We start from the raw sequence: 14,705 nt of genomic DNA, 5'->3' as shown, positions 1-14,705 counted from the left end.
GTTACATGGTGCCGCCCGGTATCCCCTCGCCGCCTGAGTACGCGTACTCAATCGGGGCCGACGGGCGGCGCCGGGCGCTCCCTCACGATCACGCCGGAACGCGGGGCACGCGGCACTCCACCGCCACGTCACAGCTTGCGCATCACTCCGCGCCAGGTCCATCCCGCGGCGAGGACCGCGTCCCGCAGCGGATTCTTCATGGCCCGCGAGTCGAAGCGGAAGGTCTCGACCTTGTGCCGACGGCCGTCAGACCCCCGCTCGTACGTCCACTCCCGCGAGAGCGAGGTCACCTGCCCACGGGAGTACGTCCGCGATGTGGTCGTCCCGGGCGCGTTCCCGACGCGCCTCACCTCCCACTGCTCATCGAGAGCCCTCACCTCGTGCTTGGACGGGACCAAGCGCATCCGTGTCTTGAGGGTTCGGTCCAGCCGGGTATGGGTGACGAGGGAGCTCGTGACAGGGTCCCGGATCTGCCACTCTGCCACCAGGTCAGCCTTCTCCGCAGGAAAGGCGTTGCGAACGGACCAGGGCACGTCCGGACCATTGAGCGCCAGCAACGCAACTCGGACATCAGCGGCGAGAAGCGGCGTAACACCGCTGTCCGGGTACTTGGTGCCGATGTACTTGTCCCATAGACGACCCATTGTCAGGCCCCCGCTGCGGTGATCGGACGTACTGTGCGCACGAAGTCCTGGAAGTCTCTCAGCACACTGTCGTGCTGGGGCGCGGTGGCAGTCAGGGTCAGCCGGATCACCGCACGCTCGTATGGAACCTCGGTGTCCATCAGGGACAGGTACACCTGGGACTGGATCAGATCCAGGGTTACGCCGCCCAGGACTGTCGAGAAGGCCAGCCGCTGTGTCAGGGCCGGTGCCTCGGCGGAACCGAGCTCGCGACGCTCAGCCACCACCACCGATTCGGTGGCCTCGCGCAGGCGTTCCGTCGACTCCACGGCGAGGTCGGCCAACGTCACTGTGTCCGACAGGATGTCTCCGTGGATGGTGATGTTGGCAGTGAATTCGGTATCTGCCTGGGGATGCACCGCGGCGAAGGCCACCCCCGAAGCCTCGCCCCCTTCCGGTCGAGCCGGACGCCAGCCCTCTGGCAGGCGGAATTCAATCGGAACCGGCAATGTCGAGGGCATCTGGCCCCCTCCTTTCACAGGGAGGTGCATCAGAACCAACTGCTGACAGTTTTCTTGACGGAGCTGGTGGCATGACCGATCGCGTCGGCCGCATCGCCGACGGACTTAGCTACCTTGTCCGGATCAACAGTGATCTCGAATCCCGTACCGAGGCCGACGATAGGGGAGGCGCCCATGTGGCCACCAATCGTCCACACACCAGTGTCCTTGTCCTTCTTGTAACCCCACCATGCCTCCGCGCCGGGGCCGACCCACCCCTCGCCGGACGCGCCGATGCTGATCCCGGCGAACTCCCTACCCGTCGCGAAGGCGGCCTTCCCTCCGGCGAACGCCTTGCCTCCGACCGTGAACTCCTCCCTGGTCGCCTTGGCGTTGACGCCGGCCTCGCCACCGGCGAACAAGGATTCCCTTCCATAGAAACTGACAGGCCCAGCTCCGACTCGCTCCTCGGCCAGGCCCCGTGCCGCCAAGGATGCCTCGGTGCTCCCGGAGATACCCTTTTCCGTAATGCCGACACTCGCGTTGGCCTTGGCTCCCGCATTGGCATCGACAACTCCGGAGAGCTTCACCGAACCATTGCTCGCCGAGCCCTTTTCGGTCAGGTGAAAGAGGTCGAAATACGCCTTGGCCGTGCCTTCTTTTCCGTAACCAGGGCCGGAGGTGGAAAAGCCCCCTCCCGGCCCCGTCGCCGTGATCGTGCCGCCGCCGGTCCACCCGTCAGTCGTCGTGCCGGACTTGGCTGCCTCCGGCGCCCCGGCCTTCGCCAAGTCGCTCTCGGCATGTGCGTTGAATCCGCCGACGCCGGTACTGTCCAGTGAGGCAGCGCTGGACGCGCGGGACAAGGCCCGTTGCACGCCCTGGTCCGCTTCGTCGACGGCTTTGACCGCCGCGGCGAGGCTGTCGGTCCATTCCCGGGCGCCTCGGGCGGCCTGGGCCTGCAAGGCCGGGTAATCCGGGTCGTGGCGGAGAGTGGCCTGGTCCTTCGCAGAGAGCTTGTCGAAGCCGATATAGGTGGCCTTGCCGGAGCTGTCGACCTTGTAGTCCTTGGTCTCGGCGTCGGTGACCAGGTCCTTCACGGCCTTCTGCAGGCGGGTCAGTTCGGCGTGTGCCTGCTTCAAGAGGCCGGCGACAGCAAGCGCCTCCGTTTTGGCCGCCGCGTATTCGACGGCCGTCGCTCTGGCTCTGATCTGATGCGCGCCGAATGCCTGACCCTGCCAGTTGCCGTTGGCCAGGGCCCCCTGCACCTGCTGTTCGTAAGCGGACTTCAGCTCGCCGAAACGCTCGCCCATCTTCCGCCACACCTCCGACACGGCCGAAAGCGGCGACAGATCGGCGGCCATCACGTCGTGGTAGCTCAGTGACACGGTTGTCTTCCCTCGGTCACATCTCGTCGATACGACTGCGGAAAGGTATCTGCGCGAGACCACCCGAGCTGAACTGCGTCCCGGTGGAGAGGTCCTGGCCCTGGAAGAGCGCGCCCGTGCCACGCAGCGCGGTCAGCTCACCGTGCAGCTTGCCCATGAGGCGGCCGGCTTGCCCCTGCCAGGTGGACATCGCCTCGGACAGGCCCTTCTGTGTGGCCCAGGCCGACAGCCCCTGCAACCCGGTATCCGGCTTCAGCAGACCCGGCAATGAGCCCGCGGGAGCGACCAGCGGGGGATGCGCCGCACCGCCGCCCTCCCCCATCCGGGCTGCGGCCTGGGTGTCCGGCAGCAGGTGCTCCTCCATGAACGCCGCGGCGCGCTTCTTGTCCCCCGCGGAGCTCGCCAATGCCCCGTCACCGGTCTGCCCACCAGCGCCGTTCACCTGGGCGAGTCGCAGCCGGTGTCCTGAAACATCCTCGGAACTCATGGGCAGCCGTGTCTCCCTGACTATCTAAACCCTTGCAGTGCTCTCCGCTACGAGGCGCAACTCTACGCAAGGATTAGGGCGTCAATACGAGCAAGCGCACTCATGTTCCCTAGGTATCGCTACCTAGCCGCTCAAGCCGCCCGGCGCCGCCGCAGATCCCGTAGCACCACCGCCACCCCCGCGATCGCCGCCACCAGCAGCGCCGTGCCGCCCAGGCCGTACGTGGCGAGGCGTTCCTGGCGTTGGGACGGGGATTCTCCTGTGGCCAGGGGGGCCGGAGTGGGGGGCTTGGCGTGGCGGGTGGTGGGTTGGGCGGCGGTGACGCTGTCCAGGGGGTGGGCGTCGTCGGTCAGGGCGCGGACCGGGTCGACCACGCCCCAGCCGACGTAGCGGTCATGGCCGTTCGTGGCGCGTTCCGCGGTCTGCTCGATCTGGGCGACGACCTGGTGCTGTTTCCAGTCGGGGTGTTTGGCGCGGATGAGGGCGGCGACGCCGGCCACATAAGGGGCGGAGAAACTCGTGCCGTTGTCGACGCACTGGCCACCGAGCGGGACGGTGGAGACCATTTCCACGCCGGGGGCCGCGACGCCCACGAATTCGCCGGGCTGGGAGAAAGCGGCGCGCTCGTTGTTGCGGTCGGAGGCGGCCACGGCGAGAACGCCTTTGTAGGCGGCGGGGTACGTTTCCTTGACGCTGCCGTCGAGGCCGTCGTTGCCCGCGGAGGCGACCACGACGACGTCCTTGGCGAGGGCGTCCTTCACCGCGAGTTCCAGATCGGAATCGGGTTTGAGCGCCTTCGCCGTGTCCTGGGAGATGTTGATGACCTGGGCCCCGGCGGCGACGGCCAGGTTGATGCCCTGAGCGAGGGTCCGGGAGTCGCCGGTGCCCTTTTCGTCGTTCTGCCGGATCGGGATGATGACGGACTCCGGCGCGAGGCCGACGAAGCCGCTCGTGGCGGACGGGCGGGCCGCGATGATGCCGGCGACCTTCGTGCCGTGGCCGACGAGGTCGAGCGTGGGGTCGAGCTGGACGGCCGGCTTCTCGGGTTCGGGTCTGGGTGTGGGCTTCTCCGAGGGCTTCGGGGTGGCCGGAGCCGACGCCGAGGCGGAGGGCTTGGGAGTCGGCGCCGCCTTGGGCTGCTCCGAGGGCTTGGGCGTGGTCTTCGGAGCGGGCTTGGGCTCCTTCTTCGCCTGGTCCTTCGAGGCTGCCTCGCGGCGGTCCTCGGTGGCCTCGCGCACCCCCACGCCGTCCGCGGCCGCCGCCTGCTTGCCGGTCAGCAGATCCGCTCCGCTCTTGGCGTCGACCGCGTCCTTGAGCTGGGGGTTGTGGGTGTCGACCCCGGTGTCGATGACAGCCACGCGCACCGGTTTGCCGTCGCTGTCCTTGCCCTTGGTGTCCTGCCAGAGCTGGTCGAGGAGGACGCGCTGGAGCGACCAGGGGGTGCCCTTGATGGGCTTCGCGGGGTAGGTGCACTCGCCGCTGCCGTCGAGGGTGACGGGGAGCGGGGCGGATACGGCCGACGCCCCTGTCAAGGGGGTCATGAGCGCGGCGGCCGCCAGCGCCGTGGTGATGCGTCGCATGCCGCTCCTCACGATCCCTGGGGCTGCAGGGCACTGTTGGCGTCCAAACGCGGCCCCGTGGGGAGGAATTGCGACCAATTGGCGGGTACGGCCATGGGATTCACGTTCTGATAGCCGAGCCGGGCACGGGCCGTTCCCGATTCGGGCGCGGCCGAGGGCGAGCTCTCAGGAGCGCTTCCGTCCGCGCCCGGGGACGGCGCGGAATTCTCACCGATCTTCGACTTTCCGGTGCCGCTGTCGCCATTGGACTGCACGGCATAGCGCAGCCCCGTGTCGGTGACGAGGAAGATGGAGCCGCTGGTGGTCTGGTGGCCGGTCACCTGGCGGTAGAGCAGCCCGGAGCCGGGGGTGACATAGGCGCTCGTCGCCCCGTCGGGAATGGTCGCCGGGTATTCCGTGCCCGCCCAGGTGGCGAGGTCGGGGGTGCCGCCGGCCGAGAGGCCGCCGAAGATGCTGCACACCGTCGTCTTGGCAGCGCCTCCCGCGGGCGCCTCCTGCGCGTTGGCCTGCTGGGGCACGCGCGAGGGCCAGTGGTACTTCCCGTAGAACTCCTCGTCGTCCGGGGTGAAGGTGGCGGCGCTGACGTGCTGGGGTGTGCCCGCCTGGCCGAGCGAGGTGAGCATCTTGCTGTTGAGGAGCAGCTTGGCGACGAATTCGGAGACGCGCTGGACCTTGCCCTGGAGCACGACGTAGTGCTGGGTGCCCGTGCCGGTGGGGGCTTCGAGGACCGTGCCGACGCGGTTGGCCGTTCCGGGCAGGGTGGTGACACCGGCGTTCTGGCCGATGTCGCCGCGGATCTCGGGGAAGACGATGGGGGCGCCGTCGTTGAACGTGCTCAGCCAGTCCTTGGTGACGCGCTGCGGACGGGCGCCGTCCTGGAAGAGGGAGCGCAACAGCAGGTTGTAGTCCGAGGTGTCCAGGGCCTTCCACTCCGGGCCGCCGAGCAGGTATTTGGTGCCCTGCGGATCGATGAGGTAGCGGGCGTCGTCGGGGCCCTGTACGTAGAGGGCCTGATTGCCCCGCAGGCGGTCCGGGCCGGTGAGTTTCCTGAGTTTCGGGTCGCGGTCGGCGAAAAGGAAGACGGCCTTCTGCGTGGTGTTCCCGTTCGTGCCGCCGGGCTGTTCGCAGACGGCCCACTGCTTCTTCCGGCCGGCTTCGGCGGCGCCGGGCATGCGGTCGGGGGCGTAGGGGATGCCGAGGGTCGGGCCGCGCGGGATGTGGCCGTTGTCGAGCTCGGATTCCTTCACCTTGATGACGGTGGATTTGTCGGGGGTGAGGAGCAGCTTGGCGGAGGCGAAGTTGAGGACGGGGTGCAGCTGTTTCTTGTTGTCCGTCTCCAGGACCACATAGCGCGTGGTCGACTCACTGCCGACGATGACGTGCGCGGCGGTGTCGTCCCAGCCCTTGGGCGCGACCGGCCGGAACAGGCCCCAGGCGCCGAATCCGGCGACGAGCAGCGCCCCGACGACAACGCCGGGCAGAACCGCGCGCAGCGGGCGCGGGGCCCCTTCCTCCGTACCGCTGGGGGAAGGTTGCAGGAAAGCTGCGACCGTTCGCTTCTTCGCGAAGGTGTACGCGTTGAGCTGATCCCGGCGTGATGCCATGTGTCGCCGCTTCTCCCCAGTGGTCGGCTTCGGTTGACGGGGTGCTGCCGGACCCTGCCGTCGGTCCGGTTGTCGTACCGGCCCCCTACTATGCCGGTAGGGGATCAGCGTGAGGCGAGGGGGTTTGTCAGGCATGGGTGCCGCAACGCGCGTACGGCCGCCGGAGGTCACCGCGCAGCCGGGCGCGGTCGTGCCACGGGCCGTGTCGCGGCCCGGCGGCGTGGGGCCGGTCCGGGTGCAGCAGCTGGTGCTGGTCGAGGTGGCGGCGGCGCTCGTGCTGGCCGCGTGGGCCGCGGGCCCGGTGTGGCTGGTGCCGGCGGGTGTGGTGGCCGCGGTGCTGGTGCTCCTCGCGCTCGTGCGCCGCGGGCAGCGGCCGATAGCGGACTGGCTGGCCACGGCGGTGTCGCTGCGGCGGCGCGCGGGCCGGGCGGCGTCCGCCCCGGTGGGTACGGACACAGGGCTGGCCCCGGTCCTGGAGTGCGAACCGGCGCTGCGGACCGGCTCCTTCACCGACCGTGAGCGGCGCGAGGTGGGCCTGGTCGGGGACGGCACATTCCTGACGGTGGTGATGCGCATCGACGCCGTCGACGCCCCGCTGCGTCCGCTACGGGCCGAGAAGGCGCTGCCGCTGGCGCTGCTGCGGGACGCGATGGACGTGGACGGGATCCGGCTGGAGTCCGTGCAGGTGGTGCAGAGCACGCTGCCCGCGCCCGCTCCGCACCTGTCGTCGGAGGCCCTGGCGGCCCGTAACTACGCGCCGCTCCAGGCGATGGCCGGGACCCCCGCCGTACGGCTGACGTGGGTGGCGCTCAAGCTCGACCCGGAGCTGTGCCGTGAGGCCGTCGAGGCGCGTGGTTCGGGTGTGGAGGGTGCGCGGCGCTGTCTGCTGCGGGCGGCGGACCAGCTCGCGAGCCGCTTGCAGGGGGCGGGTTTCCGCGCCCAGTTGCTGTCCGAGGAGGGGCTCACGGCGGCCGTCGCGACCGCGGCGAACGTCAATCCGACCGCCTCGGCGCAGGCGGGCCGCAGTGGCACGCCGGTGCGGCGGACCGCGGAGAGCTCCCGGGCCTGGCGGTGCGACGACCGCTGGCACAGCACGTACTGGGTCTCCCGCTGGCCGCAGTTGGGGCCGGAGGCCACTCCGCTGCCGCAGCTGGCCGCACTGCTCACCTCGCTGCCGGCGCTGTCGACGACACTGAGCCTGACCCTCGGGCGTGGCCGCACACCGGGCGGCCGGCACGCGCCGAGCGTGGCCGCGCACGTACGGGTCACCGGCCGCAGTTCGGACGAACTGGCCGATGCCCGGCGGGAGCTGGAGCGGGCCGCGCGCGGCGCGAAGGCATCTCTGGTGCGGCTGGATCACGAGCAGGTGCCCGGTGTCCTCGCCACGCTGCCCCTGGGAGGGACGCGCTCATGACCACAGCTCCCCCGCCGCCCGCGTCCGCGCGGCGGCGTCCCGGCTTCGGGCTGCTGGGTCCGCGCCGCGGGCGGCACGAGATCGCGCCGGAGCAGTTCGAGGCGCTGGCCCTGCCGGTCGGGGACGACGGCGTGGTGATCGGCACCGATCCCCAGGGCTCGCCCGCCGTTCTCGGGATCGGCCGCCCCGCCCCCTTCGACGCCGTCCTGGTCGGCGGTGCGTGGACGGCACAGGTGATCGCGTTGCGCACGGTCGGCACGGGGGCCCGCGTCGCCGTGGAGACCGGCCGCCGCCAGCTGTGGACGTCGCTCGCGCAGGCCGCCAACAGCGGTCAGCCGTGCGTGACTCTGCACGATGTCGGGAGGGTGCCGCCGCAAGGGGCGTCGGTGCACAGCCCGGTGCTCGTCGTCCGTGACTGCGGTGCGCGGCCGCCGCGCGGCCGGGTCGTCGCGGCGCCCTGGCAGCCGGTGCTCACCCTGCTGCCGTTCGTGGGCCCGGAGGCGCCGCGCCTGATGGCGAGCGCGGATCTGGTGGGTGTCCAGCAGGTCTCCCCGGAGGAGGCGGCACAGCTCGGCCGGCTCCTGGGGTTGCCGCCGGAGGACGTCGCGGCGCTGCCGACGCTCCAGGACGGGGTGACGCTGTGGTGCGCGGGCCGTCGGTCGCGGATGTATGTCGACACCCGGGCGACGGGACCGGAGGCCGGGCTGCTGGGTGCGGCCCGGCGGATGGACTGAGCCGGGGGTGGGCCGGGTGCTTGCCCCGCCCCACCCCGGGGGGTCACTTGCGGAAGGCCAGCAGCATTCTGTTGCCGTCCCCCGAATTGCCGCCCGACAGCCGCGTCGTGGCGATGTAGAAGCGGTCGTTGTCGTAGAGGTAGCGCGCGCTGAAGAAGTTGTTCTCGGCGGACGTCATGGACGCCGGGATCTGGAGCAGCACCTTGGGGTCGCCGTCGGAGCCGACGCTGACGACGGCGCCCGCCTTGTCGTACGACGCCTTCTGATACGCGATGACCTTGTCGCCGTCCGCCCTCAGGGGCATCAGCTCGCGCTTGCTGGTGTTCTTGGCGGCCCACTTGCGCTTGCCGCTGTCGAGGTCGAAGGCGTGGATCTCGTTGCCCGAGGAGTAGTTGCCCTCGGTCGGCAGATACAGGGTGTTGTCCGTGACGGCCACGCCCTGGCAGCCGCCGAGGTCGTGGTTCACGATCGAGAGCCCGCAGGTCGGCGCGTACGACTGGCCGGCGAAGTCGATGACCGAGCGCTCCTTGCCGTCCTTGAGCGCGATGACGCCGCCGGACTTCTTGTCGTCCGACAGGAGGGAGACGACGGCCGGTTCGCTTGAGTAGATCTTCTTGGTCTGGAGGCCCTTGCGGCCGTCCCAGGTCCAGGTGGCCTTGCCGGTGGCCGGGTCGACCTTCTCGATGTGCGAGGTGTTGTCGCTCACGCAGCTCCAGGAGCGCAGCAGCGCCTTGCCGCCCGCGTAGCCGTCGATGCCGCAGCCCGACTGGATGTCGGGGGTGGCGATGGTCTCGCCGTCACTGACCCGGATCATGCCGGAGCCGCCGAACCAGGCGGCGCCCACGGCGTTGCCGCTGATGGCCATGTCGAGGCCGATGAAACTCTCGGCGAAGCCGCCCGACTTGGGGATGGGCTTGTCCCATACCTTCTTGCCCGCCTTCAGGTCGAGCATGGCGTAGTTGCCGCACTCGTCCTTCTTGTCGCCCTCGTACGCCACGACGACCTTGCCGTCGTCCGTGGTGTCCTTGGGCGCCGCGCACACCCGCTTGGGCAGCGGGACGGACCACTTCTCCTTGCCGTCGTCGGTGGAATAGGCGACGACCTTGTCCTGCACGGTCTTGACCACGTGGTCGCCGATCACCCAGATGCCCGGGACATCGGCGCCCGCCCGGTCGACGTCGGGGCCCTTCTGATCGATGAGGACCTTCGCCTCGCCGGCCTGGCGGGCGTCGTTCGGGTCGCTCTCGCCCCCGTCGCGCGGGCCCGCGGTGCCCTCGTCGCCACCGCCCTCGCCGCGCTTGGCCGGGGCAGTGCCGCCGTGGGCGCTGGGCTTGTCCGAGCCCTTGTCGTCACCGGTCAGCGCCCACACACCACCGGCCGCCGCGACCAGGACCGCGAACGCCGCGCCGATGACAAGGGCCGTCCGCTTCTTGTCCGGGCCGCCGGAGGGCTGGGGGCCCGGGGCACCGAAGGGCCGGCCCGGGGGCGGCGGGAAGGCACCGTACGGGTTCGGCTGTTGCGCGCCGGGCTGTCGCGTGTACGGGTTCGGCGGATACGGCACGCCACCGGCCGGACCCTGCCGGCCCGGCGCCGGAGGGGCGCCCCAGGCGGGCGGGGCCGCGGGCGTGGGGGGCGCGGCGGGGGCCTGGGCCGGGGGCGCGGGCGGCTGTGCCGGGGGTGCCGCGGGCTTCGTCAGCGGAACCGAAGGACCGGCCGGATTCGAAGGACCGGCCGCAGCCGGGGGGCCGGCGGGAGCCGGGGGTTCAGCGGGAGCCGGGGGTCCGGCCGGAGCGGTGGGGGGCTGGTGGGGCGCCTGCGGAGCGTTCGCGGCCGGATCCTGCGGTGCCCCGAAGCCGCCCTCGGAGGGCTGGTTCGGCGGCATCGGTGGGGGTGGGGGCGGCTGGACCATCAGCGCATACCTCTTGCTGTGCGGGCCCGGCGTCCGTTCTGCCTCCCCCCGCGATCCGATGGAACGTCAGCATTCCAACGAAAAGGAGCGAATCGGGCGCGGATCCCGCGCCGTTACGGCTTTCGAGCGGGAAATCTTTCTATCACCCGGTCGCGGCGCCACCCGGGGCCGGTTGCCACGGGGCTGTTGAGGAGGTGGGGGCGGCCCTGCCGTCGCGGCGCGTATGACGATTAGTCTTGACGGGTGTACGTACGGGAGAACCGCGGACCGGACTCCTCCCGTCGGAACAGGGGGAACCCCGGGCGGTCGGACGACGGGAACGGTCGGGCCCGACAGGCAGCACATGGGCGTCAGACCACATCAGCAGGAGGCAATGTGAGCAGCGATCGGGACGAGCTCCGCGCGGGCGGGACCACAGCCGGCGAGGACCGGTCCGACGCGGGCCACGAGAACGAACCCGACCACACGGGTGAGTTCACGATCGACTACACACCACCGGCTTGGTACACGCAGAACGCGGTGTCGCAGGCCACTGGTGCGGCCGGCTCCGCCGGTGGCCCGGCCGTCGGCGAGGGTGACGCGAGCCGGACGGCCCCGCCCCCGCCTTCGGGTGAACCGCTGGCTCCGCCGGTTCCGCCGTCGGCTCCGCCTGGTCTGCCGCCCGTGTGGACGCCGCAGCCGGCTGCGGCCGCGACCCCGGCCGAGGAGCCCGCCGGTGCGCCGGTGGCGGACAGCCTGCCCCTCGGTGCCGGTGCGGCGGCCGGGCTCCCGCCCGCCGCCTCGCAGGGCGAATCCTCCGCGGACGAGCTGCCGTTCGGGGCGGAGGCGACCGGGCCGCCGGTGACGGAGAGCACGCCACCTTCGTCGGCCGAGGCGCCGGACGCGGCCGACGCGCACACCGACGGCGAAGCACCCGCGGCCGACGCGCTCGCGGAGCACGGTGCGGACCGTTCCCCGGCCGCCGCGGCGGCTGCCACCGCGTCGGATGTATCTGAAGTGTCCGACGACAACGGCGTGGTGGACACCGCTGACGCCGACCCTCTTCCGTTCGGAGCGGACGCCTCCGAGGCCGATGGCGACGTGCGTGACGAAGGGACGACGCGGTTCTCCCCCGGCGTCCCGCAGGGCGAAGCGGACAGTGACGCTCGCGAGGGTGACGTGCGCGGCGAGGGGACGATGCGGTTCTCCGCCGTCGCCCCGCGGGACGCCGCCCCGGACCGGGCCGAGGAGCCGCAGCCTCCCACCGACGCGCCCCGCGCCGAGGGCACCATGCGCTTCTCCGCGGCCGCGCTGCGCGACGAGGCCGCCGGACGCGCGGAAGGGCCGGGTGTCCGCAGCGAGGGAACCATGCGGTTCTCCGCCGTGACGCCGCCGGAAGGCATCGCGGAGCAGACCGCCGAGGCACCGGCTCCCGAGGCACCGGCCCCCGAGCCGTGGGCACCGCCGTCCGTGCCTCAGGGCGCGCTGCCGCCGCTGCCCCCGGACTTCCAGCCCGCCGTCCCGGCCCCCGACGCTCCCCCGGCACCCGCACCGGCACCGGCGCCCGCACCGTCCCTGCCGGCGCGTCCCGACGTCGCCCCCGCGGCGCCCACTCCCCCGCCCGCGCCTGCCGCCGCGCCGCAAGGCGGCTACGGCTATCCCGGCCAGCCGGCACCTCGGACACCCCAGATGCCCCAGGCACCCCAGTCCCCGTACGCGCAGCCGCCGGGCGCGCCGCAGGGCGGTTACGGCTACCCCCGTCCCGACGCGGCCCCGGCACCCTCGCCGTACGCCCCGATGCCCGCTCCGCACCCGGGAGTTGCCCACCCGGATCCGTACGCGCAGGGCGCCCCCGTCCCGTACACCCCGCAGGCCGCGCCCTCCCCGTACGCCCCGCCGACCTCCCCTGTGACGCCGCCTCAGGCACCCGTCGCTCCGGAGGGTTCCGGCGAGGTGCCCGCGCCGAAGCCGCAGAGCGTGCCGGGCGAGCAGGTACCGCAGGCTCAGCCCGGCGTGCGGCCCGGTGAGCAGGCACCTCAAGCGCCGCAGACGCCTCAGGCGCAGCCGGGCGTGCAGCCCGGCGGTTACGCGCTGCCGCCCGCTGTCGCGCCGGACAACGGTGCCCTCCCGCCGCTCGCCGAGCAGCAGCAACAGCCGCAACCTCAGCCCCAGCAGCCGCAGCCCGGCGTCCCCGTGGACCCACGGTCCGGCGGTTGGCCGACCGTGACGCCCGAGCAGCGGCAGCGGTCCGTGCACGGGGCCCCGCTGGGGTTCACGGCGTCCATGGAGCTGTCGTCGGAGCGGCTGCTGCGCAACAAGCCGAAGCCGAAGAAGCAGCCCAGCACCAGCCGGTTCAAGTTCGGCGGCAAGAAGGAGGAGGCCGAGCGGCAGCGCAAGCTGGAGCTGATCCGCACTCCCGTGCTGTCCTGCTACCGGATCGCCGTCATCAGCCTCAAGGGCGGCGTCGGCAAGACGACGACCACCACCGCGCTCGGGGCGACGCTGGCGAGCGAGCGGCAGGACAAGATCCTGGCGATCGACGCCAACCCGGACGCCGGTACGCTCGGCCGCCGCGTGCGCCGGGAGACGGGGGCGACGATCCGCGACCTCGTCCAGGCGATCCCGAGCCTGAACAGCTATATGGACATCCGGCGTTACACCTCGCAGGCCCCGTCCGGCCTGGAGATCATCGCCAATGACGTGGACCCGGCGGTCTCGACGACCTTCAACGACGAGGACTACCGGCGGGCGATAGACCTGCTGGGCAAGCAGTATCCGGTCATCCTCACCGACTCGGGCACCGGCCTGCTCTACAGCGCGATGCGCGGCGTCCTCGACCTCGCGGACCAGCTGATCATCGTCTCCACGCCGTCCGTCGACGGTGCCAGCAGCGCCAGCACCACGCTGGACTGGCTGCACGCGCACGGTTACGCCGATCTCGTCTCGCGCAGCGTCACGGTGATCTCGGGGGTCCGCGAGACCGGCAAGATGATCAAGGTGGAGGACATCGTCTCCCACTTCGAGACGCGGTGCCGCGGTGTCGTGGTCGTGCCCTTCGACGAGCACCTGGCGGCGGGTGCCGAGGTCGACCTGGACATGATGCGGCCGAAGACGCGCGAGGCGTACTTCCACCTGTCCGCGCTGGTCGCGGAGGACTTCACCCGGGCCCAGCAGCAGCACGGGCTGTGGACCGGGGAGAACCCGCCCGCGCACCAGGCGCCGCCGGTGCCGGGCGCGTACGTCCCCGGTCCGTACCAGCAGCCGTACGACCCGTACGCGGGCGGACAGCCGCAGGCCCAGCCGTATCCGCAGCAGCCGTATCCGTACAGCCAGCCGCAGCCGGGCGGCGCCTACCCGCCCGCGGGCGGTCAGCCGCAGCCCGGTGGCGGCTACGGCTACCCCCAGCAGTATCCGCCGCAGCAGACCTGAGCGGATGGCGAAGGGCCCCGGGCGTTCGTCGCCCGGGGCCCTTCCGTCGTTCCGTCAGCCGGTCACGCCGTGACGTGCGCGGCGGCGTGCGCCGCCACCAGGTCACGCGCCCGCTTCACATCGCCGGCCATGCACTGCAGCAGCGCCTCGATGGAGTCGAACTTCTCCATGCCGCGCAGATAGGCGAGGAAGTCCACAGCCACGTGCAGGCCGTAGAGGTCCAGGTCGGTGCGGTCGATGGCGTACGCCTCCACCGTCCGCTCGGTCGCGTCGAACTGCACGTTCGTGCCGACCGAGATGGCCGCGGGCATCGCCTCGCCGTCGACGGTCAGCCAGCCCGCGTAGACGCCGTCCGCCGGGATCGCGGTGTGCGGGAGGGTCTCGACGTTGGCCGTGGGGTACCCCAGTTCGCGGCCGCGCTGCGCGCCGTGGACGACGACGCCCTCGACGCGGTGTGGGCGGCCGAGGATCTCCATCGCGCCCGCGACGTCGCCCTCGGCGACCAGGCGCCGGGTCAGGGTGGAGGAGAACGGCAGTCCGTCGCCCGCCTCACCGGTCACATAGAGATCCATGACCTCGACGTCGTAGTCGTAGGTGACGCCGAGTTCCTTGAGGAGGTCGACATCGCCCGACGCCCGGTGGCCGAAGCGGAAGTTGGGGCCCTCGACGACCAGCTTCGCGTGCAGCTTGTCGACCAGCACCTTGACCACGAAATCCGCGGGCGAGAGCTTGGAGAACTCCGCCGTGAACGGCAGGATCAGCACCGCGTCCACGCCCAGCTCCGCCATCAGCTCCGCGCGCCGGTGGTGCGGGGCCAGCAGCGGCGGGTGGCTGCCCGGCCGCACGACCTCGCTGGGGTGCGGGTCGAAGGTCACCACGACGGCGGGGACGCCGAGCGACCGCGCCCGCTCCACCGCGCGCCCGATGAGCAACTGGTGCCCCCGGTGCACCCCGTCGTACGAGCCGATGGTGACGACGCTGCGCCCCCAGTCCTGGGGGATGTCCTCCAAGCCACGCCAGCGCTGCACTGTGCCCGCTCCTCGCCCGAACCCGAACTGTTG

Annotated in this window: 11 protein-coding genes; 3 read left to right on the top strand and 8 right to left on the bottom strand. The window is 71.6% G+C overall.

The features are described 5' to 3' along the window. Positions 1–128 precede the first annotated feature (128 nt). The 6 genes from ACH427_RS15305 to eccB all read right to left on the bottom strand — a co-directional run bounded on the left by ACH427_RS15305 (position 129) and on the right by eccB (position 6,179). Positions 129–290, bottom strand: coding sequence for a hypothetical protein (locus ACH427_RS15305; RefSeq protein WP_398869922.1), 162 nt, complete (start codon positions 288–290; stop codon positions 129–131). 356 nt (positions 291–646) lie between these two features. Then, positions 647–1,144, bottom strand: coding sequence for a hypothetical protein (locus tag ACH427_RS15300; RefSeq protein ID WP_398869921.1), 498 nt, complete (start codon positions 1,142–1,144; stop codon positions 647–649). A gap of 29 nt (positions 1,145–1,173) precedes the next feature. After that, positions 1,174–2,508: a hypothetical protein gene (locus ACH427_RS15295; protein ID WP_398869919.1), complete on the bottom strand. Its 1,335-nt coding sequence runs from the start codon at positions 2,506–2,508 to the stop codon at positions 1,174–1,176. Positions 2,509–2,524: 16 nt separating this feature from the next. Beyond that, on the bottom strand, positions 2,525–2,995 hold the full coding sequence (locus ACH427_RS15290; RefSeq protein WP_398869918.1) for a hypothetical protein: 471 nt from the start codon (positions 2,993–2,995) through the stop codon (positions 2,525–2,527). 131 nt (positions 2,996–3,126) lie between these two features. Then, positions 3,127–4,536: a type VII secretion-associated serine protease mycosin gene (gene mycP / locus ACH427_RS15285; protein ID WP_398869953.1), complete on the bottom strand. Its 1,410-nt coding sequence runs from the start codon at positions 4,534–4,536 to the stop codon at positions 3,127–3,129. Between the two features lie 47 nt (positions 4,537–4,583). Further along, complete coding sequence (eccB, locus tag ACH427_RS15280; protein WP_398869917.1) at positions 4,584–6,179, bottom strand: type VII secretion protein EccB; 1,596 nt, start codon at positions 6,177–6,179, stop codon at positions 4,584–4,586. 133 nt (positions 6,180–6,312) lie between these two features. Here eccB and eccE point away from each other — a divergent pair, with 133 nt between their 5' ends. After that, positions 6,313–7,593 carry a type VII secretion protein EccE gene (eccE, locus tag ACH427_RS15275; RefSeq protein WP_398869916.1) on the top strand — a complete coding sequence of 427 codons (1,281 nt, stop codon included), beginning with the start codon at positions 6,313–6,315 and terminating at the stop codon, positions 7,591–7,593. Beyond that, complete coding sequence (locus tag ACH427_RS15270) at positions 7,590–8,327, top strand: hypothetical protein (RefSeq protein ID WP_398869915.1); 738 nt, start codon at positions 7,590–7,592, stop codon at positions 8,325–8,327. The genes eccE and ACH427_RS15270 overlap by 4 nt, the downstream gene beginning before the upstream one ends. Before the next feature lie 43 nt (positions 8,328–8,370). On the opposite strand, the gene ACH427_RS15265 is transcribed toward ACH427_RS15270, so the two are convergent. Beyond that, positions 8,371–9,888 carry a PQQ-binding-like beta-propeller repeat protein gene (locus ACH427_RS15265; RefSeq protein ID WP_398869914.1) on the bottom strand — a complete coding sequence of 506 codons (1,518 nt, stop codon included), beginning with the start codon at positions 9,886–9,888 and terminating at the stop codon, positions 8,371–8,373. A gap of 723 nt (positions 9,889–10,611) precedes the next feature. Between ACH427_RS15265 and ACH427_RS15260 the strand changes: the two genes are divergently transcribed. After that, a complete protein-coding gene (locus ACH427_RS15260; RefSeq protein WP_398869913.1) occupies positions 10,612–13,644 on the top strand; it encodes an SCO5717 family growth-regulating ATPase in 3,033 nt (1,010 codons plus the stop codon). Positions 13,645–13,706: 62 nt separating this feature from the next. On the opposite strand, the gene ACH427_RS15255 is transcribed toward ACH427_RS15260, so the two are convergent. Further along, complete coding sequence (locus ACH427_RS15255; protein ID WP_398869912.1) at positions 13,707–14,672, bottom strand: bifunctional riboflavin kinase/FAD synthetase; 966 nt, start codon at positions 14,670–14,672, stop codon at positions 13,707–13,709. Positions 14,673–14,705: the final 33 nt, after the last annotated feature.

The organism is Streptomyces sp. NPDC020379 (genome assembly GCF_044387105.1).
In the GTDB taxonomy this organism is placed as follows: domain Bacteria; phylum Actinomycetota; class Actinomycetes; order Streptomycetales; family Streptomycetaceae; genus Streptomyces.
The sequence above is the reverse complement of the archived record's forward strand: the minus strand, read 5'-3'. Positions and strand labels throughout refer to the sequence as shown.

Bases quoted from the DNA above. Each gene is read 5' to 3' on its own strand.
- ACH427_RS15300 (WP_398869921.1), bottom strand. From the start codon at position 1,144: ATGCCCTCGACATTGCCGGTTCCGATTGAATTCCGCCTGCCAGAGGGC.
- ACH427_RS15290 (WP_398869918.1), bottom strand. From the start codon at position 2,995: ATGAGTTCCGAGGATGTTTCAGGACACCGGCTGCGACTCGCCCAGGTG.
- mycP (WP_398869953.1), bottom strand. From the start codon at position 4,536: ATGACCCCCTTGACAGGGGCGTCGGCCGTATCCGCCCCGCTCCCCGTC.
- eccB (WP_398869917.1), bottom strand. From the start codon at position 6,179: ATGGCATCACGCCGGGATCAGCTCAACGCGTACACCTTCGCGAAGAAG.
- eccE (WP_398869916.1), top strand. From the start codon at position 6,313: ATGGGTGCCGCAACGCGCGTACGGCCGCCGGAGGTCACCGCGCAGCCG.
- ACH427_RS15270 (WP_398869915.1), top strand. From the start codon at position 7,590: ATGACCACAGCTCCCCCGCCGCCCGCGTCCGCGCGGCGGCGTCCCGGC.